The sequence below is a fragment of the Bradyrhizobium ingae genome, assembly GCF_055791185.1.
In genome coordinates this window covers 471,834-498,211 of record NZ_JBVUBB010000001.1, presented here as the reverse complement: position 1 = coordinate 498,211, position 26,378 = coordinate 471,834, and the positions used below count along the sequence as shown (strand labels likewise).

General features: G+C 59.8%; 22 protein-coding genes. 7 read left to right on the top strand and 15 right to left on the bottom strand.

Translation table 11 applies throughout. The annotated features are described in order from the left end of the window. Nucleotides 1-176 precede the first annotated feature (176 nt). The gene (locus ACV1FX_RS02315) at nt 177-1,229 is read right to left on the bottom strand and encodes an NAD(P)-dependent alcohol dehydrogenase (protein ID WP_473115898.1); all 1,053 of its coding nucleotides are present in this window, start codon (nt 1,227-1,229) and stop codon (nt 177-179) included. Nucleotides 1,230-1,470: 241 nt separating this feature from the next. Here ACV1FX_RS02315 and ACV1FX_RS02310 point away from each other — a divergent pair, with 241 nt between their 5' ends. From ACV1FX_RS02310 to ACV1FX_RS02295, 4 genes are read left to right on the top strand one after another with little or no spacing between them, the layout of a single operon-like run. Then, nucleotides 1,471-1,854, top strand: coding sequence for a c-type cytochrome (locus ACV1FX_RS02310; protein WP_473115983.1), 384 nt, complete (start codon nt 1,471-1,473; stop codon nt 1,852-1,854). Beyond that, the gene (locus tag ACV1FX_RS02305; RefSeq protein WP_473115897.1) at nt 1,855-2,250 is read left to right on the top strand and encodes a VOC family protein; all 396 of its coding nucleotides are present in this window, start codon (nt 1,855-1,857) and stop codon (nt 2,248-2,250) included. 36 nt (nt 2,251-2,286) lie between these two features. After that, complete coding sequence (locus ACV1FX_RS02300; protein ID WP_473115896.1) at nt 2,287-2,835, top strand: gluconate 2-dehydrogenase subunit 3 family protein; 549 nt, start codon at nt 2,287-2,289, stop codon at nt 2,833-2,835. A gap of 26 nt (nt 2,836-2,861) precedes the next feature. Then, complete coding sequence (locus ACV1FX_RS02295) at nt 2,862-4,430, top strand: GMC family oxidoreductase (protein WP_473115895.1); 1,569 nt, start codon at nt 2,862-2,864, stop codon at nt 4,428-4,430. 26 nt (nt 4,431-4,456) lie between these two features. On the opposite strand, the gene ACV1FX_RS02290 is transcribed toward ACV1FX_RS02295, so the two are convergent. From ACV1FX_RS02290 to ACV1FX_RS02250, 9 genes are all read right to left on the bottom strand, one after another. Next, a complete protein-coding gene (locus ACV1FX_RS02290) occupies nt 4,457-4,837 on the bottom strand; it encodes a ribbon-helix-helix domain-containing protein (RefSeq protein WP_473115894.1) in 381 nt (126 codons plus the stop codon). A 1,377-nt stretch (nt 4,838-6,214) separates the two neighbouring features. After that, nucleotides 6,215-7,981: an ABC transporter substrate-binding protein gene (locus ACV1FX_RS02285; RefSeq protein ID WP_473115893.1), complete on the bottom strand. Its 1,767-nt coding sequence runs from the start codon at nt 7,979-7,981 to the stop codon at nt 6,215-6,217. A gap of 92 nt (nt 7,982-8,073) precedes the next feature. Further along, on the bottom strand, nt 8,074-8,403 hold the full coding sequence (locus tag ACV1FX_RS02280; RefSeq protein WP_473115892.1) for a DUF2160 domain-containing protein: 330 nt from the start codon (nt 8,401-8,403) through the stop codon (nt 8,074-8,076). Between the two features lie 10 nt (nt 8,404-8,413). Next, complete coding sequence (locus tag ACV1FX_RS02275) at nt 8,414-9,202, bottom strand: carbohydrate ABC transporter permease (RefSeq protein ID WP_473115891.1); 789 nt, start codon at nt 9,200-9,202, stop codon at nt 8,414-8,416. Continuing rightward, nucleotides 9,202-10,092: a carbohydrate ABC transporter permease gene (locus ACV1FX_RS02270; protein WP_473115890.1), complete on the bottom strand. Its 891-nt coding sequence runs from the start codon at nt 10,090-10,092 to the stop codon at nt 9,202-9,204. The genes ACV1FX_RS02275 and ACV1FX_RS02270 overlap by 1 nt, the downstream gene beginning before the upstream one ends. A 3-nt stretch (nt 10,093-10,095) precedes the next feature. Further along, on the bottom strand, nt 10,096-11,169 hold the full coding sequence (locus tag ACV1FX_RS02265; protein ID WP_473115889.1) for an ABC transporter ATP-binding protein: 1,074 nt from the start codon (nt 11,167-11,169) through the stop codon (nt 10,096-10,098). 2 nt (nt 11,170-11,171) lie between these two features. Further along, nucleotides 11,172-12,299 (bottom strand): ABC transporter ATP-binding protein, encoded by a 1,128-nt coding sequence (locus tag ACV1FX_RS02260; RefSeq protein WP_473115888.1) that lies wholly within the window; start codon nt 12,297-12,299, stop codon nt 11,172-11,174. A gap of 26 nt (nt 12,300-12,325) precedes the next feature. Beyond that, a complete protein-coding gene (locus ACV1FX_RS02255; RefSeq protein WP_473115887.1) occupies nt 12,326-14,107 on the bottom strand; it encodes a thiamine pyrophosphate-binding protein in 1,782 nt (593 codons plus the stop codon). Between the two features lie 36 nt (nt 14,108-14,143). Continuing rightward, nucleotides 14,144-15,655, bottom strand: a complete 1,512-nt coding sequence (locus tag ACV1FX_RS02250) for an FGGY-family carbohydrate kinase (RefSeq protein ID WP_473115886.1) — start codon at nt 15,653-15,655, stop codon at nt 14,144-14,146. Nucleotides 15,656-15,924: 269 nt separating this feature from the next. Here ACV1FX_RS02250 and ACV1FX_RS02245 point away from each other — a divergent pair, with 269 nt between their 5' ends. The 3 genes from ACV1FX_RS02245 (at nt 15,925) to ACV1FX_RS02235 (ending at nt 20,219) form a co-directional block, all read left to right on the top strand. Further along, the gene (locus tag ACV1FX_RS02245) at nt 15,925-17,625 is read left to right on the top strand and encodes a glycerol-3-phosphate dehydrogenase/oxidase (RefSeq protein WP_473115885.1); all 1,701 of its coding nucleotides are present in this window, start codon (nt 15,925-15,927) and stop codon (nt 17,623-17,625) included. Nucleotides 17,626-17,627: 2 nt separating this feature from the next. Then, nucleotides 17,628-18,404, top strand: a complete 777-nt coding sequence (locus ACV1FX_RS02240; protein ID WP_473115884.1) for a GntR family transcriptional regulator — start codon at nt 17,628-17,630, stop codon at nt 18,402-18,404. Nucleotides 18,405-19,382: 978 nt separating this feature from the next. Next, the gene (locus ACV1FX_RS02235) at nt 19,383-20,219 is read left to right on the top strand and encodes a DUF2927 domain-containing protein (RefSeq protein WP_473115883.1); all 837 of its coding nucleotides are present in this window, start codon (nt 19,383-19,385) and stop codon (nt 20,217-20,219) included. Between the two features lie 50 nt (nt 20,220-20,269). Here ACV1FX_RS02235 and ACV1FX_RS02230 read toward each other — a convergent pair whose 3' ends face one another. From ACV1FX_RS02230 to ACV1FX_RS02210, 5 genes are all read right to left on the bottom strand, one after another. Further along, nucleotides 20,270-20,494, bottom strand: coding sequence for a hypothetical protein (locus ACV1FX_RS02230; RefSeq protein WP_473115882.1), 225 nt, complete (start codon nt 20,492-20,494; stop codon nt 20,270-20,272). A gap of 231 nt (nt 20,495-20,725) precedes the next feature. Further along, nucleotides 20,726-21,487, bottom strand: coding sequence for an enoyl-CoA hydratase-related protein (locus tag ACV1FX_RS02225; protein WP_473115881.1), 762 nt, complete (start codon nt 21,485-21,487; stop codon nt 20,726-20,728). A gap of 41 nt (nt 21,488-21,528) precedes the next feature. Then, a complete protein-coding gene (locus ACV1FX_RS02220; RefSeq protein WP_473115880.1) occupies nt 21,529-21,786 on the bottom strand; it encodes a hypothetical protein in 258 nt (85 codons plus the stop codon). A gap of 19 nt (nt 21,787-21,805) precedes the next feature. Then, complete coding sequence (locus ACV1FX_RS02215; RefSeq protein ID WP_473115982.1) at nt 21,806-23,143, bottom strand: TolC family outer membrane protein; 1,338 nt, start codon at nt 23,141-23,143, stop codon at nt 21,806-21,808. A 62-nt stretch (nt 23,144-23,205) separates the two neighbouring features. After that, nucleotides 23,206-26,364, bottom strand: coding sequence for an efflux RND transporter permease subunit (locus tag ACV1FX_RS02210; protein ID WP_473115879.1), 3,159 nt, complete (start codon nt 26,362-26,364; stop codon nt 23,206-23,208). Between the last annotated feature and the right edge of the window lie 14 nt (nt 26,365-26,378).

The following is a 26,378-nucleotide window of genomic DNA, read 5'->3' as shown; positions in this document are numbered from 1 at the left end:
GAGGTTTGCATCGCAACATAAACAGCAGGCCCAGGACTGCTTCGCGCCGCTTTCCCAGAATTCCGAAGCAGAATCGACTGGGTACCTTTTTTGGGGAAGCGGGATTTCGCACCGTGACAAATACACGAGATCCATCGCGAGTCACCCTCGCGATGGATTACGGGTAGCAGCAGCAATCAAGGAATTAATACAGCGCGCCCGTGAATTTTGCCGGCATTGAGATCGTGCAATGCTTTGTTTGCGTCCGCCAGGCGATATTCGGCAGTTGCAAGTTCGACGAGACCTCGGTCCGCAAGCGCCATCAACTCAGTTAGCTCGGCCCACGTGCCGACCAGATTTCCGATGATATTTTTCTCGGTAATCACCATGTCGACGGTCGGAACTCGGATATCCTCACCATAACCAACGACATAATAGCTGCCCATCGGGCGGGTCATCGCCAGGCCTTTGGAGGTCGTGCCCTTCTCGCCGACGAAATCGATCACCGCTTCTGCGCCGTTTCCGTCAGTCAGAGCCAGCACCGCTGCCACTTCGTTGCCATCAGCTTTGACCATATGGTCAGCGCCCGATTTTTCAGCCAGCGTCAGCGACGCTTCGGACTTGTCGACCACGATGATGTCGGCCGCACACATGGCCTTGAGGCACTGGATTCCAATATGCCCTAGCCCACCCGCGCCGATAACGACGCAATACTCACCCGGCAGAAGGTGACGCGTGGCTTTTTTGACAGCTCGATAGGCCGTGAGTCCCGCATCCGCGTACGGCGCGACTTCCTTCGGCGCAAGTGTCCGCGGCAACGGCACGATATTGCGTTCCGAGGTGCAAAGGAATTCCGCGTAGCCGCCGTTGCAATCGAGACCCGGAAATGTGCCGGGACCGTGCATGTCGAAGCCACGACGACAGGCGAGACACGTGCCGCCACTGATCTTCGGGTGAACAATGACCGGGTCACCTTTCTTCAATCCCTCGACTTCCTTGCCGACCTCTTCGATCCAGCCGGCATTTTCGTGTCCCATGATAATGGGCAGCAGCTTATCGCCTGTCGGATCCATGTGCGGCTTCCAGACGCCTTCGATGATGTGAAGATCGGTCCTGCACACGCCCGCGCCGCCGATCCGGACGATGACGTCTGTCGATTTGGTCAGCTTGGGATCAGGCACTTTTTCTTCGCTGACCCACCGGTCGTTGGACAGCTTCTCGTCATACGCTCTCAATACTTGGGCTCTCATGATCTCCTCCGTCTCCTCGGCGACCTTCGGGTCTCCATTGGTGATCGAGCCTCAGCATTTTCTATGCCAATGCATTTCGCAGCGCCAACAGCCACTCCTTCGGACGGAATAACCGCAGTACTGCGGTGCACCGCGGAGCAAGTCGTCATTCGCAATGAAACAACCCGTTACTACCAAGTCTGGCTTGGCGTCCCCTACAGTCGAAAATCGCTAGGGAGGATCGATGGCCAAGTGCGGTTTGATGAGCGTAGCGGCAGCTGGCGTCTGTACTGCGTTGCTTTCCATATCGGTGGCCGGCGCTCAGGTGCCGCTGCCCGCGGTCCCGCCTCCCGACGGGGCAACGTTGTTCAAGCAGCAATGCGCCACATGCCATACCACGAATGTTTCGGACCCGGTCCGACAGGGGCCATCACTTTACAAGGTCGTCGGCCGTAGCGCTGGCAAGGCAGACGGGTTTCACTATTCCGACGGATTCGCCAAAGCGGATTTTGTCTGGGATGACGCGCAGCTTGATGCCTGGCTGACCAATCCGCAGGCGATGATCCCTGGTGCGGTGATGGCCTATCGGCAGGCCAAACCGGAAACACGCGCCGCGATCATCGCTTATCTGAAGGAGCTCAACTGAATGGCCAAACCGGTTCACTCAATGATCCGCGTGCTCGACGAAGCGAAATCGCTGGACTTCTACAAGCGAGCTTTTGGGCTGGAGGTCGCAGATCACCTCAAATTCTCCGACTTCGCCCTGATCTATTTGCGCCATCCGTCTTCACCGTTCGAGGTCGAGCTGACCGTCAATTTCGATCGGAAGGCGCCTTACGCCCTCGGCGACGGCTACGGCCATCTTGCGGTCGTCGTCGACCACGTCGATGCGGAACATAAGCGTTTCGAGCGCGAGAATTTATCACCGGGACCTCTGCGCGACTTCAAGCATGATGGCGCGACGCTGGCGCGGTTCTTCTTCGTCTCCGATCCAGATGGCTACAAGATCGAAGTGATCCAGCGGGGCGGGCGCTTCGGTTAACTGCAATCAAAAAAGAGCATTCCACGGAGGAAACTCATGAGAGAAGTCGATCGTCGCAACAAATATGATCGCCGCGTCTTCCTGAGGGGGGCGGCTGCAACGGCACCGGCGGTTGCGATAGCGACCAGCATGGGCATCAGCGTCAGCAACGGCTGGGCGGAGGACGCCACCACGCTGACGCCGGCAACGCTGAAGACGCTGGTGAAGATGGCGCGCGACATCTATCCGCACGATTTCCTCAGCGACAGCTATTACATAACCGCGGTCAAGCCGTGGGACGGCAAGGCGGCCAAGGATCCCGCGGTCAAGTCGTTGATCTCAGATGGGGTCGCCCAACTCGACAAGGCGGCTAACGACCACCACAAGGTCCCCTACGCGCTGGTGCAATGGGAGAACGAACGCGTCGCGCTGCTCCAGCAGATCGATCAGACCGACTTCTTCCAGAAGGTCCGCGGCGACCTCGTCGTATCGCTCTACAACCAGAAAGAGCTGTGGCCGAAATTCGGCTACGAGGGCTCCTCGGCCGAGCATGGCGGCTACATCAATCGCGGGTTCGCCGACATCGACTGGCTCCCGAAGGTCTAGGCAGGGGCGGTCTGGGAGGAACAACAATGGCAAAATTCGATCTCAATGAGAGTGGCGTGGTCGTCATCATCGGCTCAGGCGCAGGCGGCGGAACGCTCGGCAACGAGCTTGCGCAGAAGGGCGTCAAGGTCGTCATCCTCGAAGCCGGTCCGCGTGTCGAGAACCAGGACTTCATCAACGACGAGTGGGAGAGCTTCGGGCAGCTGGCGTGGTCGGACATGCGCACGACATCGGGAAGCTGGCGCGTCGCGAAGGATTTCCCGAACCTGCCGGCTTGGATCGTGAAAGCTGTCGGTGGCTCGACCACGCATTGGGCCGGCGCGTCCCTGCGCTTCGACGAGCACGAGTTCAGGATCAAGTCGGCCTACGGCAACATTCCGGGCGCGAATCTGCTGGACTGGCCGATTACACTCGCCGAGATGGAGCCGTATTACGCGAAGGCCGAGGACAAAATGGGTGTGACGCGGACCAACGGCATTCCTGGGCTGCCCGGCAACAACAACTTCAAGGTGCTGGAGGCCGGCGCTAAGAAACTTGGCTACAAGGAAGTCCACACCGGGCGGATGGCTATCAACAGCCAGCCGCGTGATGGCCGTGGCGCCTGCCAGCAGATCGGCTTCTGCTTCCAGGGTTGCAAGTCCGGCGCGAAGTGGTCGACGCTCTACACAGAGATTCCGAAGGGCGAGGCCACCGGCAATCTCGAGGTGCGGCCGGGCAGCATGGTGATCAAGATCGAGCATGATGCGAGCGGCAAGGTAACCGGCGTCGTCTACGCGGACGAGACCGGCGCGATGCAGCGTCAGAAGGCGCGGGTGGTGGCGGTCGCCGGCAACTCGATCGAGAGCCCACGACTGTTGCTCAACAGCGCGTCAAACATGTTCCCGGATGGCCTAGCCAACTCATCGGGCCAGGTCGGCCGCAACTATATGCGGCACATGACCGGCAGCGTCTACGCCGTCTTCGAGAAGTCGGTGCACATGTATCGCGGCACCACCATGGCCGGCATCGTCCGCGACGAGGCCGCCAACAACCCGAAGCGTGGCTTCGTCGGCGGCTACGAGATGGAGACGCTGTCGATCGGCCTGCCTTTCATGGCGGCGTTCCTAAATCCGGGTGGCTGGGGCCGCTCCTTCGCCAGCGCGATGGAAGACTATCCGCGGATGGCCGGCATGTGGCTCGTCGGCGAGGACATGCCGCAGGAGACGAACCGGATCACACTCGACCAGAAGGTCAAGGACAAGTTCGGCATGCCGGTCGCCAGTGTGCATTTCGACGATCATCCGAATGACATCGCGATGCGTGCCCATGCCTATAGGCAAGGGGCTGCCGTCTATGAGGCTGTCGGCGCCACCGTGGCCTACCCGACGCCGCCCTATCCGAGCACGCACAATCTCGGCACCAACCGAATGAGCGACAAGCCCAGGGACGGCGTGGTGAACAAGTTCGGCCAGACTCACGACATCAAGAACTTGTTCGTCTCTGACGGCAGTCAGTTCACCTCGGGCGCGGCCTGCAATCCCACGCTGACAATTGTTTCCCTGGCGATCCGACAAGCGGATTATATAGCTGCCGCGATGCAGAAAAAAGAAATCTAGAAGCGATTTGCGGGCGACCAGCTCTGTCACTCGGAGAGTGACAGAGCTGCGTCCTCTTGCTGGTTGCGCTCCAAGGTGGATAGCAGGGGCTCCGGCCGGCTACTGGACAAGACTGATATAGGGGTATCAGAATCTCTTTTCGGGCTATCATCGCTGGAGCGATAGACGAGACAGCAGCATCGCAATAGCGAGGTGAAATTCCTCACCTCGCCGTGATGTTCGAGAACCTCGTCGTGGAGCGTGGTAAGAAATTTGGCAAGGCTAACGTTCTCTCCTGCCGCTATCTCTTCCAAAGTATCCCAAAATGTGAGTTCGAGACGGATCGATGTGCAGTGACCTCCAATCCGCAGCGAACGCGTCTGCGTTTCGTAATTGCGTTGAGGTTGGTGCGCAAATAAATTGCACATGACGGGTCCTCCTCGGATACTTGCCTTAGAATGTCACAATCTCTTGTGTCACGCTACTGCGCCAGCGCTTTAGTCGGGCTCATGCGACCGAACCACGCGATCGAATCTGAAGGCAGAATTGGAATGGCGCAAGACAAACGCAAGCCGTGGACGGCAGGTGACGACGAACATCTGCGGCAGCTAGTTCTTTCGGGCGCATCCGCGGCATCAGCCGCGAAACAGCTTGGTCGGACGGTCCCGTCTGTAACTGCGAGAGCTTACGCTATCGGCGTCCCTCTTCGACGCTTCCAAGTTAGGCGCCGCGCTCTATCTAAATGGGGATGAAGTCAGCCGGGTTATTGTCCCAACCCGATGGAGCGAACTGCCAGCGATAGCCGACGCTACTCTGAAGACCAAGAGTCTCCGCAAGATCCTTCAGTTTATTTGGTGATTGCGATCTCGGTTCTATGTTCGAGAGCGATGTTACTTAAGACCGGTACATTGCCATACGTTCGACGAACGCATGTACGCTGAAAACGCTCGGCTCGAAGAACAATTGAAAAACGCGAGCTGGGAAGGAATGGTTGCCCGAAATGCGTCGGATAATGCGTGCGCGCCACGCCCGTCTTAGTTGCGCACCGTCTGTTACTCAGTTACTCACAACGTTCAGCGAAGCTGTTCTCTCCCGCCGCCTCAAGGGAGGTTCGACGTGCGACGATTGTTATAGCAACGCCCGTTGCATATTTGCTGGAAAGGATCATGCGCGATATGCGCGGCCGAGCACCGGCCGATAGCCGTCGCGAGCGCGCCACAGCAGGCGCGCGGAGGAAATTAGTCGAAATCGCAAGTTGGCGTGCAAAATCGTACAAATGGCGGAGAGAGTGGGAGTCAAACCCACGAGTCTCGATCGCTCCCGCAGAACAGCTCGGTAGCACGTAATTACTCGTCGGCGTTCGACCCTCGGAAATTCAGATCCTGCACGTGCGCCACAAACCTGCTCAGCTTGTCTTTGGTGAGATTTTCTTTGATCTCTCGGTGCACACGTCGTGCACACGCCGCCTTCTAACCAACTGATAAAATTGAACTCTCGCTCCAATCCATCATGGGGAAGTTTAAGCAACCTTTAGCCAATTCGATCGAGGCAGAGCAATAGTAGTCCGCTTTGCACCAAAAGCCGCCAATTCGCCCGATCGATCTCGGTGCTCACAACGAGGAATCGATGCAGCTCCGACTTGCGCCCGCCCAAGAACTAGCTGGATGAACCATTCTACCAATTTTATCGGCGACAGAGGGACACGCCGCGCAACGAATGGTGGTTTGCGATTGTCTACCGATTGCGCCCGGCCAAAAAAAGCGAGGGCCAGTTGGCCCTCGAAAGTCGCCGCGAGGGAGCTCTGATCAGTTGGCCTCGGCCCGCTTGGGCGGAGTTGCGGGCCACGATTTGATCAAGGTATCGTAGTCCACGGTCTCGCCCTTGGGCTTCTCGTTCGCAAGCTTGCGCTGCGGGGCGACGTTGCCGTCCTTCTCCGATTTCGCAAACCAGTATTCGGCCGTTTCCTTCTTGTTGAGCTTCGGGCCGCACTTGCCCTGCACACCGGACTTCTCAAGTCGCTCAAGGACCGAATCTTGGGCCAGCGCGAGTGTGTCCATCGCCTGTTGCGGTGTTTTTGTCCCGGATGATGCGTCACCGATGTTCTGCCACCAGAGCTGCGCGAGCTTCGGATAGTCAGGCACATTGTTGCCGGTCGGGGTCCACTGCACCCGCGCCGGCGAGCGGTAGAACTCGATCAAGCCGCCGAGCTTCGGCGCACGCTCGGTGAACGATTTGTCCCAGATGTCGGATTCACGGATGAAGGTCAGACCGACATGGCTCTTCTTCAGCGACACCGACTTGGAGACGATGAACTGGAGATAGAGCCAGGCCGCCTTGCGGCGGTCATCTGGGGTCGACTTCAACAGCGTCAGCGAGCCCGCGTCCTGGTAGCCGAGCTTCATACCGTCCTTCCAGTACGAGCCATGTGGCGACGGTGCCATACGCCATTTCGGCGTGCCGTCAGCATTAACCAGCGGAATTCCTGGTTTCACCATGTCGGCAGTAAAGGCGGTGTACCAGAACATCTGCTGGGCGATATTGCCCTGCGCCGGCACCATGGCCGAGTCGTAGAAGGTCATGCCTTGGGCCTGCGGGGGGGCATATTTCTTCAGCCATTCGAGATATTTGGTCACCGCGTAAACAGCAGCCGGACCGTTGATGTCTCCGCCGCGATCCACGCTCGAACCAACCGGACGGCAGCCTTCCATCCGGATGCCCCATTCGTCGACAGGAAGACCGTTCGGAATGCCCCTGTCACCGTTCCCGGCCATCGACATCCAGGCGTCCGTGAAGCGCCAGCCGAGCGATGGATCCTTTTTGCCGTAATCCATGTGGCCATAGACCTTGACGCCGTTGATCTCCTTGATGTCGTTCGTGAAGAACTCGGCGATGTCTTCATAGGCGGACCAGTTCACGGGCACGCCGAGATCGTAGCCATACTTGGCCTTGAACTTGGCCTTGTAGTCGGGGTTGCTGAACCAGTCGTAGCGGAACCAGTAGAGGTTGGCGAACTGCTGGTCGGGAAGCTGATAGAGCTTGCCGTCCGGCGCGGTCGTGAACGACTTGCCGATGAAGTCATTGACCTCGAGCATTGGGTCGGTGACATCCTTGCCCTCGCCAGTCATATAGTCCGAGAGCGCGACGGTTTGCCCGTATCGAAAATGCGTGCCGATCAGGTCGGAATCGTTGATCCAGCCGTCGTACACGTTCTTGCCCGACTGCATCTGGGTCTGGATCTTCTCGACCAGATCACCTTCCTGGATCGTGTCATGCTTGACCTTGATCCCGGTGATTTCCTCAAATGCCTTGGCAAGCGTCTTCGATTCGTATTCGTGCGTGGGGATCGTCTCAGATACGATGTTGATCTCCATTCCTTTGAAGGGCTCGGCGGCTTTTGCGAACCAGTCTAGCTCCTTCTTCTGGTCGTCCTTGGTCAGGGTCGAGGGCTGGAATTCCGCGATCCACTTCTGGAGCGTGGCGTCGTCAGCGGCACGGACGGGCGCTGCGATACTTATTGAAGCGGCAATCAACGCCGCTGCGCTGGACTTGGTTAGAAACCTGCTCTTGGTCAAGGGAATGATCCTTCTCTTGTGACACGTTGATCCTCCATCGCAGCGGCACGTACGGCGTCCAGGTTGACCCTAGATCTGCCTCTTCGCGAGCTTCAAACCGTGCGGAATATGAGCGCGGCCATCACAAGCGAAATCACTGATGCGAGCCACAGGCTCGAAATTTCAAATCCGTCCACCCCGATCGGCAGCGCAGCGATCGCGCTCGTGCCAACAAGGCCGATCCACAGCAGGTGGATCACGGCCGCCGTGATCAGCGAGATGAACAGGCGATCGCCGCGCGTGGTCGGAATGCGCAGAGCGCCGACGTGATCGGCCTCGGGATATCTGGCGGCCAAGTACGTCAGCACCGCCAGCGTGCAGGCGATGGTTGCGAAGAAGACTGCCGTCGGACCGGTCCAGGCCATCCAAGCGATGGATTCCACGCTCCCCTCCCTAAACCCGCCCGAGCGCGAAACCGCTCGCAATGTGGTCGCGGACAAACCAGATCACCAGCACGCCCGGGATGCTCGTGAGAACGCCGGCCGCGGCCAACAATCCCCAGTCAATGCCGCTTGCTGACACGGCCTGCGTCATGATCGCAGAAATCGCTTTATTGTTTGTCAGTGTTCGCGCGAGCAACAACTCCACCCAGGAGAACATGAAGCAGAAGAACGCTGCGACGCCGATGCCGCTCGTGATCAAGGGCACGAACACGCGCAAGAAGAAAGACGGCAGCGAATACCCATCGAGGAATGCAGTTTCGTCTATTTCGCGCGGCACCCCGGACATGAAGCCCTCGAGAATCCACACCGCCAACGGCACGTTGAAGATGCAGTGCGCGAGCGCCACCGCCCACGGCGTATCGAACAACCCAACCGCAGAGTAGAGATTGAAATAAGGCAGAGCGAAGATCGCGGCTGGCGCCATGCGGTTCGATAGCAGCCAGAAAAAGAGGTGCTTGTCGCCGAGGAAGCGATAGCGAGAGAAGGCGTAAGCTGCTGGCAGCGCGACAACGAGCGAGATCACGGTGTTGAGCGCGACATAGCCGATCGAAAATAACAGGCCGCCGCGCCAGTCCGGCGAATTGAAGATGTAGGTATAATTCCGCAATGTCGGCGCTTGCGGGAGCAGCGTCATAGTTGTCGTGATCTCAAAATTGGTCTTGAAGCTGAGATTGATCAGCCAATACAGCGGCAGCACCAGGAACATCAAGTAAACAACGACCGTGATCCGCCGCACCATCACGCCACCTCCTCGTTGCCTTCCCTGGTCGTGATGGCGGTGTAAAACACCCAACAGACGCTCAAGGTAATCAGCGTATATACGATCGACATGGCGCCCGCCTTTCCAAGATCGAATTGACCAAGCGCGATCTTGACGAGGTCGATCGAAAGCACCGTTGTGGAATTGCCCGGGCCGCCTCCAGTGACCACAAACGGCTCGGTATAGATCATGAAGCTGTCCATGAAGCGGAGCAGGACGCCGATGGTCAGAACCCGCTGTAGCTTTGGCAGCTCGATGCGCCGAAAGACGCCAAATCGCGAGGCGCCGTCGATTTTTGCCGCCTGATAATAAGCGTCCGGAATAGACCGCAGCCCTGCGTAGCAAAGCAATGCAATCAAACTGGTCCAGTGCCAGACGTCCATCAGCACGATGACGACCCATGAACTGATCGCGCTGCTTGTGTAATTGAACGGAATCCCGACGGCGTTTGCAGTCCAACCAAACAGACCAATATTGTCGCGGGCATAAAGCTGCCAAATGATGCCAACGACATTCCAGGGCAACAATAAGGGGACCGCCATCACAACCAGACACAAAGCGAGCCAAGCGCCGCGCTTCGGCATCGATACTGCGACCGCCACCCCGAGGGGCACTTCGATCAGGAGTATAATGATCGAGAACGCAAGGCTCCTGCCAAGCGCGGCATAGAAACGGCCGCCAAGCTCACTACTGGGATCGAGAAGCTCGACATACCATTGTGCACCATTCCAGAAGAATTGGTTGTTTCCGAACGTGTCCTGAACCGAATAGTTCACGACCGTCATCAGCGGCAAAATGGCGTTGAAGGCGACCAGCAGGAATACCGGTAGCACAAGAAACCAAGCACGGTTATCGACGGGCTTCTGCATCTCTCACTCCACCCGTCGGCTGTTGTTATAGACATGGATCTGCTCGCGCTGGGGTACGAGCACGGCATTATCGGCAGGAACCTCGGCATCCTCGGAAACGCAGGCCGCAATCGCCGTCCCATCGAGATCGCAATGCACGATCTTGAGACGGCCTATGTCGTCGACGCGACGGATGCTTACCGCGAGGCCGCAACCACCTCGCTCAATTTTGAGATACTCCGGCCGAATCCCAATTTCTGTCTTCGCGTGAGAGTCCATGCGCTCGATCTCACGACCGAGCGGCAGCACCTGGGATCCGACCCTTGCCTGATCGCCTTCGATACGGGCGGGCAGGACGTTCATGCCCGGCGATCCGATAAAATAGCCGACAAATGTATGAGCGGGCCGCTCGAACAATTCCTGCGGCGTCCCGATCTGCACAACTTCGCCCTGGTACATCACGACGACCTGATCTGCGAAGGTGAGCGCCTCCGTTTGATCGTGAGTGACGTAGATCATGGTCACATCCGTTTCGGCATGGACGCGCCTGATCTGCGCGCGTAGCTGCCACTTCAGGTGCGGGTCGATGACCGTGAGAGGCTCATCGAACAGGATTGCCTTCACGTCGGAGCGGACCAATCCCCGGCCCAGTGAAACCTTTTGCTTGAGATCGCCGGTCAGTCCGCGCGCTCGACGGCTCATGATGCCTTCGAGCCCGAGCATACGCGCCACTTGACGCACACGCGCCTCGACCGTGGCGCCCGGGACGGAGCGATTGCGGAGTGGAAAAGCAAGGTTCTCTGCAACCGTCATGGTGTCGTAGACGACCGGAAACTGAAACACCTGAGCTATGTTGCGTGCCTCGGTGGGAATGTCCGAGACGTCGAGGCCATCGAACAAAATATGCCCGTGCGATGGCTTGACGAGACCTGAGATCACGTTGAGCAACGTCGTTTTGCCACAACCGCTCGGCCCCAACAGGGCGTAGGCACCGCCTTGACGCCAGGTCATGCTCATCGGCTTTAGCGCCCATTGCCAGGAATGCGTTGGATTGACGAAGTAGCTATGTGCCAGATTTCGGAGCTCTATTTGGGCCATCGTCAGATCCTGCCAGCGTGAGCTGCCAAGTCCGCGGGACCCACGACCAAATCATCATGAGAATCGAACACGTAGAAGCGGGCAGGATCGAGATAGATCGCAACGCGCTCGCCGGGAGCGTGCTCGTGAATGCCTGGCAACAGAGCGATCCAGCGCTCGCCGCCGTCGGTATCGAGATGTAAAAAACTATCAGAGCCGGACAATTCGGCCACTGCCACCTCGCCTGTGACCCTGACTGGGACGGCGGTCCGCGGCGATAGCGCCAGATGGTGGGCGCGGAATCCTACCTTGTAGCGTCCCGGTGGTAACTGCGAGATTGTGGAAGGCGGGTCGAACCCAATTGCCGTTGAAGCGTTGTCGTTTGCAAAATGAAGGCTTGCATTTCCGCCGCCTTCGACGGCCATTCCGATGAAATTCATCGGCGGATCGGAGAGCGTCTGAGCGGTAATGCAGTTGCGCGGCCGTCGATAGAGATCTGCAGTGTTCGCGAACTGCACAATTTTGCCCTGGTGGAGGGCGGCGGTGTATCCGCCCAGGAGCAGCGCCTCGCCAGGTTCCGTGGTCGCATAGACAAAGACCGAGCCCGATTTTTCGAAGATCTTCGGAAGTTCGATCCGCAGCTCCTCACGAAGCTTGTAGTCAAGATTTGCAAGTGGCTCGTCGAGCAGCACGAGCTCCGCGTCCTTGACGATCGCACGAGCAATTGCGGTCCGCTGTTGCTGTCCGCCCGACAGTTGAAGGGGCTTCTTTTCCAGCGAGGTATCGAGCTTGAGCAATCGAGCGGCGTCCATGACCTTACGATCAACTTCCGCTCTCGGGACACCCTTGGTCCTTAAAGGAGCGGCTATGTTGTCGTAGACAGAGAAATCGGGGTAGTTGATGAACTGCTGATACACCATGGCAACGCTGCGACGGCGGACCGAGCGACCTGTCACGTCCACACCATTGACAATGATGCCACCCTCCGTGGGCCGATCCAGCCCTGCCATCAGCCGCATCAAGGACGTCTTCCCAGCAAGCGTCGGCCCGAGCAGCACGTTGACGGTCCCTTCGTGCAGCGTGAGCGACACATTGGCAATGTGGTCGATAGCGCCCACTCTGCTGCTGACATTTTGGAGTTCGATCGGCATTGAACAGTTCACTCTTACGCGCGAGATCAACGTGAGATGCTATCGGGAGATTTCGTCCACTCTCGCAGCTCATAGACCGTGCCCGGCCGCGGCTGGATTTTACCGGGCTGCGCCAGTCGCCGCCGGAAACTGTGGATCGGCGTTGCACGGGGATCGATTATCACTTCGAGGACGACCGGGCCGTCGCATGCGAAGGCCTGGTCGACCGCATGTTCGATCTGATCCGGTGTTTTGACGCGGATGCCTTTCAACCCCATCGCTTCGGCCGCAGCGGCATAGTTCGGTCCGCCATCGAAGGAGAGGTCGACCGATTGGCGAAGATTGGAAAAGTAGAATTCCTCCCACATCTGGAGCCAGCCGAGGATGCCGTTGTTGAGGACGACATTGATGATCTTCATCCCGTTCTGCGCATGAGTTGCCAGTTCGCCAATCGCGAAGGAATGACCGCCGTCTCCTGCGACCGTAATCACGCGGCCGCCGGCTTTCCCGAGCACAGCTCCCGCGCCAATCGCGGCCGGAATGGAATAGCCGAGCCCGCCCTGTCCCCTCGCGTAAAGAAAGTGACGCCCCGGACGCATGGCTGGAATGTGGACACCAATCCAGCCAGCAGCCCAACTGGCGTCTGATATCACGACGTCCCGCGGTCCAAGCCTCTCCGCCAGGGCGCGCATAAGGCGAGCCGGTTGAATGGGCATAGAGTCCGATGAGACCTCCTCCGCCAAGCCGGCGGCATGATGAGCCTTGACTTCCTCGATCCGGGCCAGCCAAGCAATCTGCGGTTTTGCAGAAAGAGCGGCATCGAGCAGCTCAAGCGTGATCCTCACATCGCCACAGAGCGGAATGGTGGGGCGGAAGGTACGGCCGTGTTCGAGGGGATCGGAGTCGATGGTGATCGTGACCTGATCGCGCAATGGCAGCGTCCAATTCATCGCGGTGTTCTGGCTCGCCTTGGAGCCGCACCAAACGACGACGTCAGCATCTTTGATCAATTCGATCGCCGCTGCCGAGCCCAGCGGATTGAGCACGCCACCGGCATAACGGCGCGTTTCGGGCACGGACCCTTTGCCGGAAAGACTGGTGACCACCAAAGGCTCGAACCGATCAGCCATGCGCGTGAGGAGTTCGGCCGCCCCAGAGCTGTGCACACCTCCTCCGGCGATAATGGCTGGTCGCTTGGCACTCTCGATCAGTCGCGCAGCCCGCGCGATATCAGCTTGAGGCGGAGCATAGCGAATGGAGGGCATGCGGATGGCTCGGTCATCAACCACCGCCTTGATGTCCGCCTCATCCCATTCGGCATCCATGACGTCGTGCGGAATAATAAGCACGACCGGACCAGGACGTGGTGCGGTTGCGATGCGGAAAGCAGAGCGCACGAGGTCGGGCAGCGCTGCCGCACTTGGCACCATGAAGGTCGCCTTGGTGATCGGCTGGAAAAAGGCAGTCTGGTCGAAGCCCTGCGATGCGACGCCCTTCGAGCGCAAAGAGGTCCAATTGAGCGGTAGCTCGCCCACGATCGCAACCAGCGGAATGGAGGCATTCAGTGCCTCCACAAGGCTGTCGGGCAACTTCGTGGCACCTGGACCAACAGTGACATCGCAAACGCCTGGCTTGCCCGTCAAGCGGGCATAGGCGTCGGCTGCATAGCCGGCACTGCGCTCATCACGAACCAGAATGTGCCGAATGGCTGGCGAACGCCGTGCAATGCCGTCGTGCAGCGCGGCAGTCTGACCACCTGGCATTCCGAACACAAACTCGACCTCCAATTGCAGCAGCATTTCTGCGAGGAGATCGCCCACATGTGCCATTACAGTTTCCTTCCAGGTGTTTTCTTGGTGTTGAGTTCAAGACGCTGAGGAAAGTGAACCGAGCGCCGTGGTCGTGTTGCGGAAGCGCGCATATTTCCGTGAGTAGAAGTGATGGCGCTCCGGATCTGGCTCAAACCTGTCGACAACGCGAACCATCTTTCCGACTGCAGCGCGCGTGCTGTTATGCAGCCCCACGGCAACGGCAGCCGAGATAGCCGCCCCGCGCGCTCCGAGCTCCGAGCCGTCCGTCACCTCCACCGGAAGGCCGAGTGCATTCGCAAACAGCTGCGCCCAGATGCGGCTGCGGGAGGCTCCCCCCGCCAAACGGATGCAGGATGGTCGAGCGGCATCAGATCCCGACAGCAACCGCTCGATGTCGATGCGATGTGCGAATGCGATACCTTCGAAGATCGCTCTGATCAGATCGCCGAGATTGCTCGAGGCCTTCATGCCGACGAGCCCGGCTGGAGCGCCATTCGGGCTGCCAAAGAGATAGGGCAGGAAGAGAATGTCGTTGTCGCGCGCGAGGGCGTTCGCGACGAGATCATTGCACACATCGTAGATGGATCTACCGCTTGCAAGCGCGCGCGCCGCTTCACCGTCGAGCACGTTGCGGCAGAACCATTCGAAATTGGAGGCAGAGGTGGCCGCCCCCTCGGTTGCGAGCATCCAACCGTCGATTAGATAGGGCGTCTGCAAGAATGGCATGACGCTCAAGCGCGGAGAGGCGTGCAGTGTGGAGTTAATACTGAATGTGCCCGCAACCATGCTGAGTTGGTCGGGCTCAACGACACCCGATGCAAGCGAGGAGCCAACCACGTCGACGACACCGCGTACCACAGGTGTACCTTGCTTCAATCCTGTCGCAACCGCTGCAGCTGCGGTGACAGCGCCCGCCAATTCCACCGATGGTCGGATTTGCGGCAGCTTCGCGCGCCATGCCATAAGTCCGAGGTCATCGAGCATCGGCTCGGAATAGTCTCGGGTGCTGACGTCGATAAAGCCGGCGATCCCGGCATCAGTTGGATCGGTTGCCTGCTCGCCGCAGAGATGCCACCGGAGGAAGTCCTTGCACATCAGGACGGTCGCCGTGCTTTCGACGGCTTCTGGCTCGTTAGCTTGAAACCAAGCCATGAGCGAGATTGCCTGGCCCGGCCAGATGCGTTGTTGGATACGGCGTTCGTTGCGCTCGGCGCGACCTTCGCGCCGCCAAGTGTCGACGATCTCGGTTGCGCGGCAATCAGTAGAGACCACCGCCGGGCGTACCGTGCGACCATCCTTATCGACCAGGTAGATGCCGCTGCCGTAACCCGTGACCGAAATCGCGGCTATGTTCGCGGCCGGTGTCCCAGTGTTTTCCAGCAACGTTCTGACCGATTTGGCCGTCGCCTCCCACATGGCCTCGCCATCCCGCTCGGTGTGACCAGGTTTGGGAAACAGCATTCGATTGGGCTGCCGTTCGCAGGCGAGTTCTTGGCCGGCCCCATCGAACAAGGCGGCCTTCGTCATGGTGCCACCCGCATCGATGCCGATGATGCGCTCTTGCATTCACCCCTCCCCTGCGCAACGGCTTCCTTCGGAAGTCCAACTTGTAATTATATGTAGACTGGAGAATGCGGGCCCGTTCGGTCAAGCCGCTATTTTCCGCGAACTTGTATCCTCATTCTTGCATATTCGCTGAGCAGCGACGCTGCTTACGGCGTCGTGCCTTCGGTATGAGCTGCCCAACCTCAGATACGAGTCGGTAAAAATTCCGACTTGTAATTATAAGTTTGCGCGCTTTACGATGATCAAAAAGCGGAAGGGAGGGGCTCGAAATGCTCGCGCGTGACGCCGTGCTGGGTCGATTGAACTCTAGTGAACAGCCGGACGTCCTGATCGTCGGGGGTGGCATTAATGGCATTGGCGCCTTTCACGACCTTTCCCAACAGGGCATCAAGACCCTCCTCGTGGAACGTGGGGATTTCTGCTCCGGCACGAGCGCTGCTCCGTCGCGCCTCATCCACGGCGGACTTCGTTATCTGGAAACCGGCGAGCTTTCGCTGGTCCGGGAGTCGCTCATAGAACGCAATCGGTTGCTGCTGAACGCGCCGCATGCGGTCAAGCCAATTCGCGTTTGGATACCGCTCCGCGGCTGGACAGGCGGGACGTTCGATGCTGTTGGACGTCTTCTGCGGTTGAAACGTGATCCAGGACCGAAGGGCGGGCTGGTCATCAAGCTGGGTCTGTTTCTATACGACTTTCTCGGAACGAGTTTGCGCACCATGCCGCGCCACCGCTTTGTCCCAGCGTCCGAGCAGCGAACGTGCCTGCCGGGCCTCTCCAAGGATATTCGTGCGATCGCGGAGTACTACGACGCAAAGGTCACAATGCCAGAGCGGCTTGGGGTAGAGCTTATCGAGGACGCCGAAGCAATTTGCCCATCCTCCACCGCGTTGCCTTACGTGGAGGTCAGCGGAGTTGATTGTGGCACAATCAGGTTGCGCGACGTGATCGGCGGCAAGTCCTATCAAGTCAGGCCGCGCCTTGTTGTCAATTGTGCTGGAGCCTGGCTCGATCGTGTCGACGAAAGCCTTTGCATTAAGGAGCGCATGATCGGTGGCACCAAAGGATCTCACCTCGTGCTCCGGAACCCGGAGCTTGCAAGACAGCTCGGCGAGATCATGCTGTATTTTGAAACGCGAGACCATCGCATATGCTTGGCATACGCACTGGACGATAGGCACGTCCTGCTCGGCACCACCGACATGCCGACCGACAATCCCGATGATCCCGTTTGTACGCAAGAAGAAGTCGATTACCTCTATGCCGCCCTACGAGAGTTGATGCCGAAATTATCTGTGCATCAAGACCAGATTGTCTTCGCCTACGCAGGTGTTCGACCGTTGCCGCTCACCGAAGGTGCCGCCGCCGGCGCGATCAGTCGCGATCACGCCTTGCGAATGTTTGAGCCCACCTCAGACCGGCCGTTTCCGGTGCTTTCGCTGATTGGAGGAAAGTGGACGACGTATCGGGCCTGCGCCGAAGAAATCAGCGACGCAGTTCTCGTACGACTCGGAGTGCCGCGACATACCAGCACGGCACATGCAATGATAGGCGGGGGGCGAAATTGGCCAAGTGACCCGAGCGAGCGCGCGCACGTCATCTGCCGCCAGAGCAAGATCCGGGACCTGCCGGAGGCGCGCATCGAGCTGCTACTCAGTCGCTACGGCGCACGAGCCATCGCCTATTTGGATCAGTTGGCGCCGCAAGCTTCCGAAGCTATGCTTCGGCACCTTCCCGGCTACTCGGTGCAGGAAATCACGTTCCTTGCGACACAAGAGCGCGTTTCGCGCTTGGCAGACATCGTGCTGCGCAGGACGTCAATTGCTCTCTTGGGCGAAGCGGTGGAAGCTGCCATCGCAGAGCTCGGATCGATCGTGGGGGCTGCCCTAGGCTGGACAAATGACCGCATTCGATATGAAATTACTGCAACGACGACGCTGCTCACTGAACGGTACGCCGTAAGAAGGAGCTAAAGTTGGCGGTAGAGACTTCAGATCCGGCTTCATCAAGCAAGATCCACTATGAGGCAGCCGACCGGAATGCCTCTGCGCCGCTTTGGTCGCAAGTCAAAGCAGCCGTGCTTGACATGATTGCGAATACACCTCTTCCCGAACATGCGCGGCTTCCTTCGGAAGCAGAGCTCTGCGCTCAGTTCAGCGTTTCACGAACCGTGGTTCGCGAAGCCCTGAATCAGCTTGTATTCGAGCGCGTGATCTACAAGCTTCAAGGTAAGGGAGCCTTCGTTGCGAGCCGGCGCGAAGATCAGGACTTTCTGGGATCAAACATCGGCTTCAGCGGAGAGTGGCGGGAGCGGAATCGTGCGGTCTCACGGCGAATCCTCCGGCAAGAGATCGAGCAAGCCGATGATCGAGCGGCACAACTTCTCCGCCTGACGACGGATCGAACGGTCATTGGATTGGATCGTGTGCTCAGTGTCGATGGTATTCCTCGCATCCTTGTGTACACCAAGATAGCCGCAGCGAACGTACCAGGCCTTGAGCGCGTTCCGCTTGAGAACCGTTCGCTCTATGACACGCTCTTCCGAAAATTCGGCTTGAAGATGCGACATGCTGAACGCTGGCTTGCCGCAGTGAACGCAACCATAGAACAAGCCAAGTTGTTGGAGGTGGCGGAGAGCACGCCGCTGATCGCAATCGAATCGATCGGCTTTGCCGCACATGAGGAGCCCATCGAATATTATACGGCCTACTATCGGACTGACGTTGGCCGGCTACATTTCTCGGTCGGCTGAGTTACCTCCGGAACCTTCAGTCCCTCCAGCGGCAAGGTGCCACACCGCCTCTAATGTCAGTGCGCACCCAGATGCCCGCGGCGTCAACCCGCCCTCCCGCTTCCCCGGAGAAGGAGATCTATCATGTGGTCGCTACGCCGACGCCAGTTCCGACACGCTCGCGACACCATCGAGTTTGTTTCGGGTCCTGATCAGTTAGCGAGCTCCCCCCAAAATAGTCTCGTTGTGTCGCTGTCACGCGCGACCGATCGATGATGAGTGCTGCCTGTGATCAGCTCCTTCGTCTACCAAGTTTCGCTTCAGCACACCTCGGGCTATCGCTTACCGCTGACGATCCCAGTTTGGCACCGGCGGATGCTTGCGCTTTATGGAGTTTTCTTGATCTCCCGATGCACACGTCGTGCACACGCGACGTTCTAACTAATTGAAAGACTTGAACTCTCGCTCCAATCCATCATGGGCAAGTTTGAGCTAGGTAGCACCAATTGGGTCGCAGCCAATGAAGAGTGGTCCGTTTTGCGCCACAAGAGAGGATCCCCCGGACAGGGACTCTGCAGTACCTAACGTTCGCACATGTGTATGCAGATGACGGAACGGATGTCAGTCAACCTCTTCTGAAATCACCCGCCTATCTGACCGGCCCGGGCGTCAATCTACGGTGCATCCAGCCGTCATTCTTGAAGGGTTGATACAGATCTCGCGTTTTTCGCGCGACAAGGTTCTATCCCGGCTACATCGCTTGACGGGCATCGCGGACGTTTGCCCAACAAGACATAGCAAATTTATGTCCCTTACCGACGGGATCTCCATATCAATCGCATATCATTTTTACTCGGACCGGCTTTATGCCGCGCCTATGCGATCGCAGGCTGCCTCCTCTCGAATTCCTATCCGCCTCTCGAAGATATTCAGCGCCGCATCTGTGCGGCAACGATCGAGGCGATCGGTACGAGTCTTGCTTGAAGAGCGGGCGATCTCATGAGGCATCCACGAACGATGATCCGGCTTCTGGCGACGGCTCTGGGCGCTGCAGTTTCAATCGGAGTCCTCGCAAGCCCCGTGCTTGCGGAATATCCCGATATTTCGAGCCGGCGCGCAGAACAGCGACGGACGTTCAGCGACGCCGAACTGCGCGACGGCTTCATCAAGATCGCGCTTCACGCCGAGCTGCAGATCGGCGCGCGTGTCGACCGGATCCGCAAGTTCGACGAACCCGTGCGCATCTTTCTCGACGGCAAGGCCGCCCCGGAGCGCGTTAACGTGCTGGAAGGCATCGTCGCCGACATCCGGCACCGCATCGATCGTCTCGACATCGCGGTGACTGCCGATCGCAAGGACGCCAATTTCGTCGTCACACTGGTCAAGGCACAAAAGCTGATGCCGACCATCCGCGCCCGGTTCGGCAAGGAACGCGCCCGGCAGATTGCGCACTCGCTCAATCCCCAATGCCTGTCGGGAATCGCCAAGGACGGCGCTTATCGCATCCGGCGAACCGAGGTGATCCTGCCAGCTGACGCCGGCGACTTCACCTTCTACGATTGTGCCTATGAGGAGCTGTTGCAGGGGCTCGGTGCGATCAACGACGATGCATCCGTGCCCTGGACCATGTTCAACGACGAGGTCCAGATGGGGTTCTTCGACATCTACGACCAGCTCCTGCTCAACATCCTCTACGATCCGCGCATCCGGCCCGGCATGACCAGGAAGGAGGTCGAAGACCTTCTCCCTGCCGTGCTGCCGGAGGCGCGCGATCTCGTCAGCAGGAACAACCCGCTCGACCAGGCAAGCGCGCCCATACCGACGGGCGCGAACTGACGGCAGACGCCTCTGGCCACCAGGGAGACGGCGCTGGAGCGCAGGCGCAATCAGCGGTGGGGCACTGACGTCTTCACCGAGGACGAGGAATACTCCGTAATCGGATATTCGATCGCCTTCGGCTGCCGCACATGCTGTGTGACGACGATCTGCCGGTTCTGGTTGTTGCTGTACTTCGAAGGCGCGCTAACGGATCCGCCGGCGAACGCGGGTTGAGCCAGCAGCGACGCGGCGGCGATCGCAACTGTGCCTGCGAGAGCGATGGTCTTGGACATCTGCATCCTCCATCTGAAGCGAGACAACGGATGAGGCGCGGGCATTTCCAATCGACGACTCTTTTCCGGCGTCGTGTTGTCCCTTGGTTCCAATGCTGATCCCAATTCCGCGCATACGCAAGATTAATTAGCAGATGCCGAAACAATGTGCATGGGAACCGACGGGTCAAAATGAGAGCAGACCCACATCGCGCAAATGTTGCGCGCGCGTCGATGGCGAATTGATACTCCTTACTTCTGTTTGCGCGCGAAGAACGCCTGAAACGCCGCGAGCGCTTCGGGCGATCGCATGCGCTCCTTGAAGAAGCGATCCTCCTCGCCGACCCGACGGACGAGGTCCTCGGTCGGCAGTTTCAGGAGCTTGCGCGAGATGGCGACCGCCTCGGCCGGCAGCGCGCAGATCTGGCGCGCCACCTTCTGGGCCTCGACCACAGCGTGTCCCGGCGCCACGATCTGGTTGACGAAGCCCGCCTCCTTGGCCTCCTCCGCGCTCATCTCTCGTCCCATCACCAACATGGCAAAAGCGCGCTGGTGCCCGACCATGCGCGGAACGAGAAGACTGGTGGCACCATCGGGGACGAGACCGTAATGGATGAAGGGTGACGAGAAGGTCGTCGTCGTGCTGGCAAGCACGTAGTCGCAATGCACGACCATGGTCGTGCCGATGCCGATCGCGATGCCGTCGACGGCAGCAATGATCGGCTTTCTGTTGTTGATCAGCGACTGCAGGAAGATGACAGAGTTGCGGGGACGAGCGACGTCCTGCTCTCCCGTGGCGGCCTTGAGGAAATCGCCGATGTCGTTGCCGGCAGTGAATACGCCGGAGCGCCCCGTCAGGATCAGGCAGCGGATGGCGGGATTGGACTGTGCGGAGTCGATGGCATCGCTCATCGCCAGGTACATCTGCTGCGTCAGCGTATTCTTTTTCTCCGGCCGGCGCATTGTGATGGTGCGGGTGGCACCTTCGTCGGTGACGATGATGTGCTCGGTCATGACGTTCCTCGCATCATTGCGAATGAATCCGCAGCGCCCACTTAGTTGTTCTTTTTCGGGGGCTTGGCTGGAACGTTGGCGCGCGCCCCGCCCCAGGGATCGTATTTCTCGGCCGACACCGGAATCCTGTCGAGAGCTGCTTTATACGCCTTTTCGTCGACCTTCGGATGGTTCTCGACCGGCGGACCCGAATTGCCGTGCTTCGGGTGAAAGTCTTGAGCATGGACCGGCATAGCGAGCGCCGATACCACGACCAGGGCGGCGATCACACCGCGGAGTGCGCGCGCGCGAACGTTCATGCAACTCCTCCCGTACAACCTACTGACCAGATGGCGTCCGGACGCCGTGCCAGGCGTCACGCACTTGGTGATAGTGAACTTCCGGCAGATAATCCGGCGTATTCAGGTTCAGCGTGTGCACGTCGAGCCGCCCGACGGCGCTCAGCAACGTGTAGGATGCGATCACCCGGTCGCGCTGCGCCGCGATCTGCCGTGAGCGTGCGTTGGTCAGGTCCTGCTGCGCGTTCAGGACATCGATGGTGGTGCGTTGGCCGCCGGCCGCCTCGCGCCGCACACCCGCCAGCGCGACGTCGGCGGCCTTAACCTCCGACTCGGCCGCGCCGAGCGCGACCTTGCTCCCCTCGTTCGAAACCCAGGCGCTCACGACCGCCGTTCGGGCCTGGTTTTTCACCTGCTCCAGCACCAGGCGGCTTTGTGATGCGAGCTCCTTGGCTTGGCGCGTCTGCGAGGCCGCCGTGCCGCCATCATAGATCGGGACATTGATCTGGCCGAGAACGGAAGCCTGATCGGTGCCGAACGTGCCCAGCGTCGAATCCGACTGCTTCGAACGGCTGGCGTTGGCTTGCACGGCGACCTGCGGCAGCAGGCTGCCTTCGGCCACCTTGATCGTGGTCTGCGCGGTGTCGACGTCATAACCCGCGCCGAGCACGGCCGGATGCTCGTGATTGGCGGTCTCGATCGATGCCGGCATGGACGGTGGAGAGAAGCGATCGACCGGCGTTGCCGGCGCGAGCTGACCGGGCGGCGCGCCGATCACCTGCGCATAGGTCGCTTTGCTGATGGCGAGCGCCACCTCAGCCGCATTGAGATCCGCAAGGCCCCGGCTCAGCCGCGCCTCCGCCTGCGCCGTATCGGTCGGGGTGACGTCGCCGGCGTCGAGGCGCCTCTTTGTCGTGGCCTGGATCTCGCGCAACACGTTGACGTTCGTACGCTGGGACTCGACCAGCGCCTGGTTCGCCATCACGTTCATATAAGCGGTGACGGCATCGAGCAGGACGCCCTGCCCGGTATTGCGCAGCGCCTCGCGGCCCGACAACACCTGGAATTCGGCGACGCGGACGCTGTTGGCGGTCTTGAAGCCGTTGAACAGGACCTGGCTGACCGTCACCCCGATGGTCCAGGGACGCAGTGTTGCGCCCTGGATCGTGTTATCGGGCAGCGTATTTCTCACGGCCTGCAAGCCCGCGCTGAGGCTGGCAACGACCTGCGGGCGATATCCGGCCAGCGCCTGCGGCACATTCTCGTCCGTGCCGCGCTGCCGTGCCCGGTCGGCGTTGAGCATCGGGCTCGCCTGATAGGCCCTGACCAATGCTTCGGCGAGGTTCTCGGCGTATGACGGAGCGGCGCCGCAAAGCATTGCGCCGAGAACGAGCGCGGCAAGGTGCGACCGGTGGGACAGCAGCGTACGCACGAGGCACCTCATTCCGCGGGTGCCAGTTGGCGCTGCATCGCCAGGCCCGGTCGGGTCCGTCGCGAGAACATCGCGATCAGTGCCGGCAGCGTGACCAGGATGACGATCGGCGCGAGCATCATGCCCGCGACCACGACGACGGCGAGCGGCTTCTGCACCTGCGAGCCGATACCCGACGACAGCGCAGCCGGCAGGAGGCCGATGCCGGCAACGACGCAGGTCATCAGCACGGGCCGAAGCTGGAGCTCGCCGGTGCGGAGGATGGCAGCGCCCCGCTCCATGCCCTCGTCGATCAGCGCGTTGTACTGCGACAGGATGATGATGCCGTCCATCACCGAGATACCGAACAGCGCAATGAATCCGATCGCGGCGGAGACGCTGAAGGGAATTCCGGACAAGAGCAGGCCGAGGATGCCGCCAAGCACCGCCATCGGGATCACGCTCATGGTCAGGACCGTATCGATCACCGAGCCGAAATTGAACCAGATCAGCATCGCAATCAGCGCCAGGCTGATCGGCACCACGATCGAGAGGCGCTTGATGGCGTCCTGCAGGTTGCCGAACTCGCCGACCCATTCGAGATGCGAGCCGCCCGGCAACGGCACGTTCTGGGCAACCTTGTCCTGTGCCTCCTGGATGGCGCTGCCAAGGTCGCGCTCTCGGACCGAAAACTTGATTGGAAGGTAGCGCTCCTGCTGTTCGCGATAGATATAGGCGGCGCCCGAGACGACCTTTACCGTGGCGACCTCGCTCAGCGGCACCTGCGTGATACCGTTCGGACCTTGTGCCCCAATCCGCAGATTCTGGATCGCTTCGGCGCTGCGCCGGTATTGCGGCGCAAGCCGGACGATGATCGGGAAATGCCGGTCGCTTCCGGGCTCGTAGAGATCGCCGGCGCTGTCGCCGCCAATCGCCGTCTTGATCGTGGTGTTGATGTCGCCCGGCGAAAGTCCATAGCGAGCGGCTCGGGCGCGGTCGACGTCGATCTGAATCGTCGGCTGCCCCAAGGAGGTGAAGACCGCAAGGTCCGTGATGCCCTGCACGGTGGCGAGCTGCGCCTTGATCTTGTTGGCCGTGTCGGTCAGGGCCTGGAGGTCGCCGCCATAGAGCTTGATCGAATTCTCGCCCTTAACGCCCGACACCGCCTCCGAGACGTTGTCCTGGAGATATTGCGAGAAGTTGAATTCGACCCCAGGGAATTTCTCCTGAAGCTGCGCCAGCAGCTTGGCGGTCAATTCGTCCTTGTCCTCGCCGTCGGGCCATTGTTTGGCGGGTTTGAGCGGCGCAAAAAACTCGGCGTTGAAGAAGCCGGCGGCGTCGGTGCCGTCATCGGGACGGCCGTGCTGGGAGACGACCGACTCGACCTCCGGCCGCTCCGCGATCAGCTTGCGCATCTCGTTGACGTAGGTGTTGCCCTCCTGCAGCGAGATGGTCGGCGGCAGAGTTGCCCGGATCCAGAGATTACCCTCCTCGAGCTTGGGCAGGAATTCGAGTCCGAGCAGTCGCACGCAGAATACCGTCACCACGATCAGGCCAGCACCGCCTATCAACACGATCCGCTGATGCGCCAACGAACGCCTCAGCACAGGCATATAGAGCCGGTGCATCCAGCGCATCAGGAATGTCTCGGTCTCCTCGACATGGGCCGGCAGAATGATGGCGCTGAGCGCGGGCGTCACCGTGAAGGTCGCCAGCAATCCACCCGCCAGCGCATAGGCATAAGTCCGGGCCATCGGACCGAAAATGTTTCCCTCGACGCCGGATAACGTGAACAGCGGCAGGAAGGCCGCGATGATGATCGCAGCCGCGAAGAAAATCGAACGCGAGACGTCGGCAGCCGCCGTCAGGATCGCGTGATGCTTCATGCCCATGATGGTATGGGCCGAGATCGTCGCCTGCTCGCCCGCCGTCAGCCGCTCGGTGTGGGACAGTCGGCGAAAGATTGCCTCGACCATGATGACGGTCGCATCCACGATCAGGCCGAAGTCGATTGCACCGACTGACAGAAGATTGGCCGATTCGCCGCGCAGCACGAGAATCGAAACCGCAAAGAACAAGGCGAAAGGAATCGTGGCTCCCACAATGAAGGCACTGCGGAGGTCGCCGAGGAAGATCCATTGCAGGAGCACGATGAGGCCGATGCCGACCACCATGTTTTCCAGAACCGTATGGGTCGTGGTCTCGATCAGATCCTTGCGGTCGTAGATGCGCTCGATCCGGACGCCGGGTGGCAGGATCGTGGAATTGTTGATTGAGCTAACGAGCTGCTCGACCCGCGAGATGGTCGGCGAGCTCTGCTCACCGCGGCGCATCAGGACGATGCCCTGGACGATGTCATCGTCCTGATCCTCGCCTGCGATGCCCAAACGCGGCTGCTCGCCGACGGTCACGGTGGCGACATCGCTGACCAGGACCGGCGTGCCGTTGTTCGAGGTCACCATGGTATTGGCAAGCGCATAAATCGATCGGATCAACCCGACGCCGCGCACCACGGCGGACTGCGCGCCGATATCGACGGTGTTGCCGCCGACATTGACATTGGCGTTGTTGATCGCCTGCTGCAGCTGCGGCAGGGTCAGGCCATTGGCGACGAGCTTGTTGAAATCGACCTGCACCTCGAAGGTCTTGGTCTTGCCGCCCCACCCTGTCACGTCGATCACGCCTGGCACTGTGCGGAACCGTCGTTGCAGCACCCAGTCCTGCAGCGTTTTGAGGTCCAGCACCGAATAATTCGGCGGGCCCACCAGCCGGTAGCGATAGATCTCGCCGATCGGGCTCAGCGGCGAAATCTGCGGCTGCGCATTGTTGAGCAGGGGTGGCAGTTGCGACAGGCGGTTCAAAACCTGCTGGAGCGCCTGCTCATACGTGTAGTCGAAGGAGAACTGCAGCTTGACGTCGGACAGACCATAAAGGGAGATCGTGCGGATCACCTTCATGTTCTTGATGCCGGCGACCTGGGTCTCAAGCGGAATCGTGATGTAGCGCTCGATCTCCTCGGCCGAGAGGCCGGGTGACTGCGTCACGATATCAACCATCGGCGGCGTCGGATCGGGATAGGCCTCGATATTGAGCTGCTGGAATGCGACCAGCCCCCCGACAATCATGGCCACGAAGAGCCCGACCATGAGAAAGCGACGACTGACTGCGAACGCGACGAGACGATCCATACGATCCGGACTCC

What these genes read in the sequence shown, in the direction of transcription:
- ACV1FX_RS02275 (WP_473115891.1), bottom strand. Translation starts at nt 9,202, where the DNA reads ATGGTGCGGCGGATCACGGTCGTTGTTTACTTGATGTTCCTGGTGCTG.
- ACV1FX_RS02315 (WP_473115898.1), bottom strand. Translation starts at nt 1,229, where the DNA reads ATGAGAGCCCAAGTATTGAGAGCGTATGACGAGAAGCTGTCCAACGAC.
- ACV1FX_RS02300 (WP_473115896.1), top strand. Translation starts at nt 2,287, where the DNA reads ATGAGAGAAGTCGATCGTCGCAACAAATATGATCGCCGCGTCTTCCTG.
- ACV1FX_RS02220 (WP_473115880.1), bottom strand. Translation starts at nt 21,786, where the DNA reads ATGAACGTTCGCGCGCGCGCACTCCGCGGTGTGATCGCCGCCCTGGTC.
- ACV1FX_RS02290 (WP_473115894.1), bottom strand. Translation starts at nt 4,837, where the DNA reads ATGTGCAATTTATTTGCGCACCAACCTCAACGCAATTACGAAACGCAG.
- ACV1FX_RS02270 (WP_473115890.1), bottom strand. Translation starts at nt 10,092, where the DNA reads ATGCAGAAGCCCGTCGATAACCGTGCTTGGTTTCTTGTGCTACCGGTA.
- ACV1FX_RS02210 (WP_473115879.1), bottom strand. Translation starts at nt 26,364, where the DNA reads ATGGATCGTCTCGTCGCGTTCGCAGTCAGTCGTCGCTTTCTCATGGTC.
- ACV1FX_RS02305 (WP_473115897.1), top strand. Translation starts at nt 1,855, where the DNA reads ATGGCCAAACCGGTTCACTCAATGATCCGCGTGCTCGACGAAGCGAAA.
- ACV1FX_RS02295 (WP_473115895.1), top strand. Translation starts at nt 2,862, where the DNA reads ATGGCAAAATTCGATCTCAATGAGAGTGGCGTGGTCGTCATCATCGGC.
- ACV1FX_RS02235 (WP_473115883.1), top strand. Translation starts at nt 19,383, where the DNA reads ATGAGGCATCCACGAACGATGATCCGGCTTCTGGCGACGGCTCTGGGC.
- ACV1FX_RS02260 (WP_473115888.1), bottom strand. Translation starts at nt 12,299, where the DNA reads ATGCCGATCGAACTCCAAAATGTCAGCAGCAGAGTGGGCGCTATCGAC.
- ACV1FX_RS02225 (WP_473115881.1), bottom strand. Translation starts at nt 21,487, where the DNA reads ATGACCGAGCACATCATCGTCACCGACGAAGGTGCCACCCGCACCATC.
- ACV1FX_RS02265 (WP_473115889.1), bottom strand. Translation starts at nt 11,169, where the DNA reads ATGGCCCAAATAGAGCTCCGAAATCTGGCACATAGCTACTTCGTCAAT.
- ACV1FX_RS02215 (WP_473115982.1), bottom strand. Translation starts at nt 23,143, where the DNA reads ATGCTTTGCGGCGCCGCTCCGTCATACGCCGAGAACCTCGCCGAAGCA.
- ACV1FX_RS02250 (WP_473115886.1), bottom strand. Translation starts at nt 15,655, where the DNA reads ATGCAAGAGCGCATCATCGGCATCGATGCGGGTGGCACCATGACGAAG.
- ACV1FX_RS02310 (WP_473115983.1), top strand. Translation starts at nt 1,471, where the DNA reads ATGAGCGTAGCGGCAGCTGGCGTCTGTACTGCGTTGCTTTCCATATCG.
- ACV1FX_RS02230 (WP_473115882.1), bottom strand. Translation starts at nt 20,494, where the DNA reads ATGTCCAAGACCATCGCTCTCGCAGGCACAGTTGCGATCGCCGCCGCG.
- ACV1FX_RS02245 (WP_473115885.1), top strand. Translation starts at nt 15,925, where the DNA reads ATGCTCGCGCGTGACGCCGTGCTGGGTCGATTGAACTCTAGTGAACAG.
- ACV1FX_RS02255 (WP_473115887.1), bottom strand. Translation starts at nt 14,107, where the DNA reads ATGGCACATGTGGGCGATCTCCTCGCAGAAATGCTGCTGCAATTGGAG.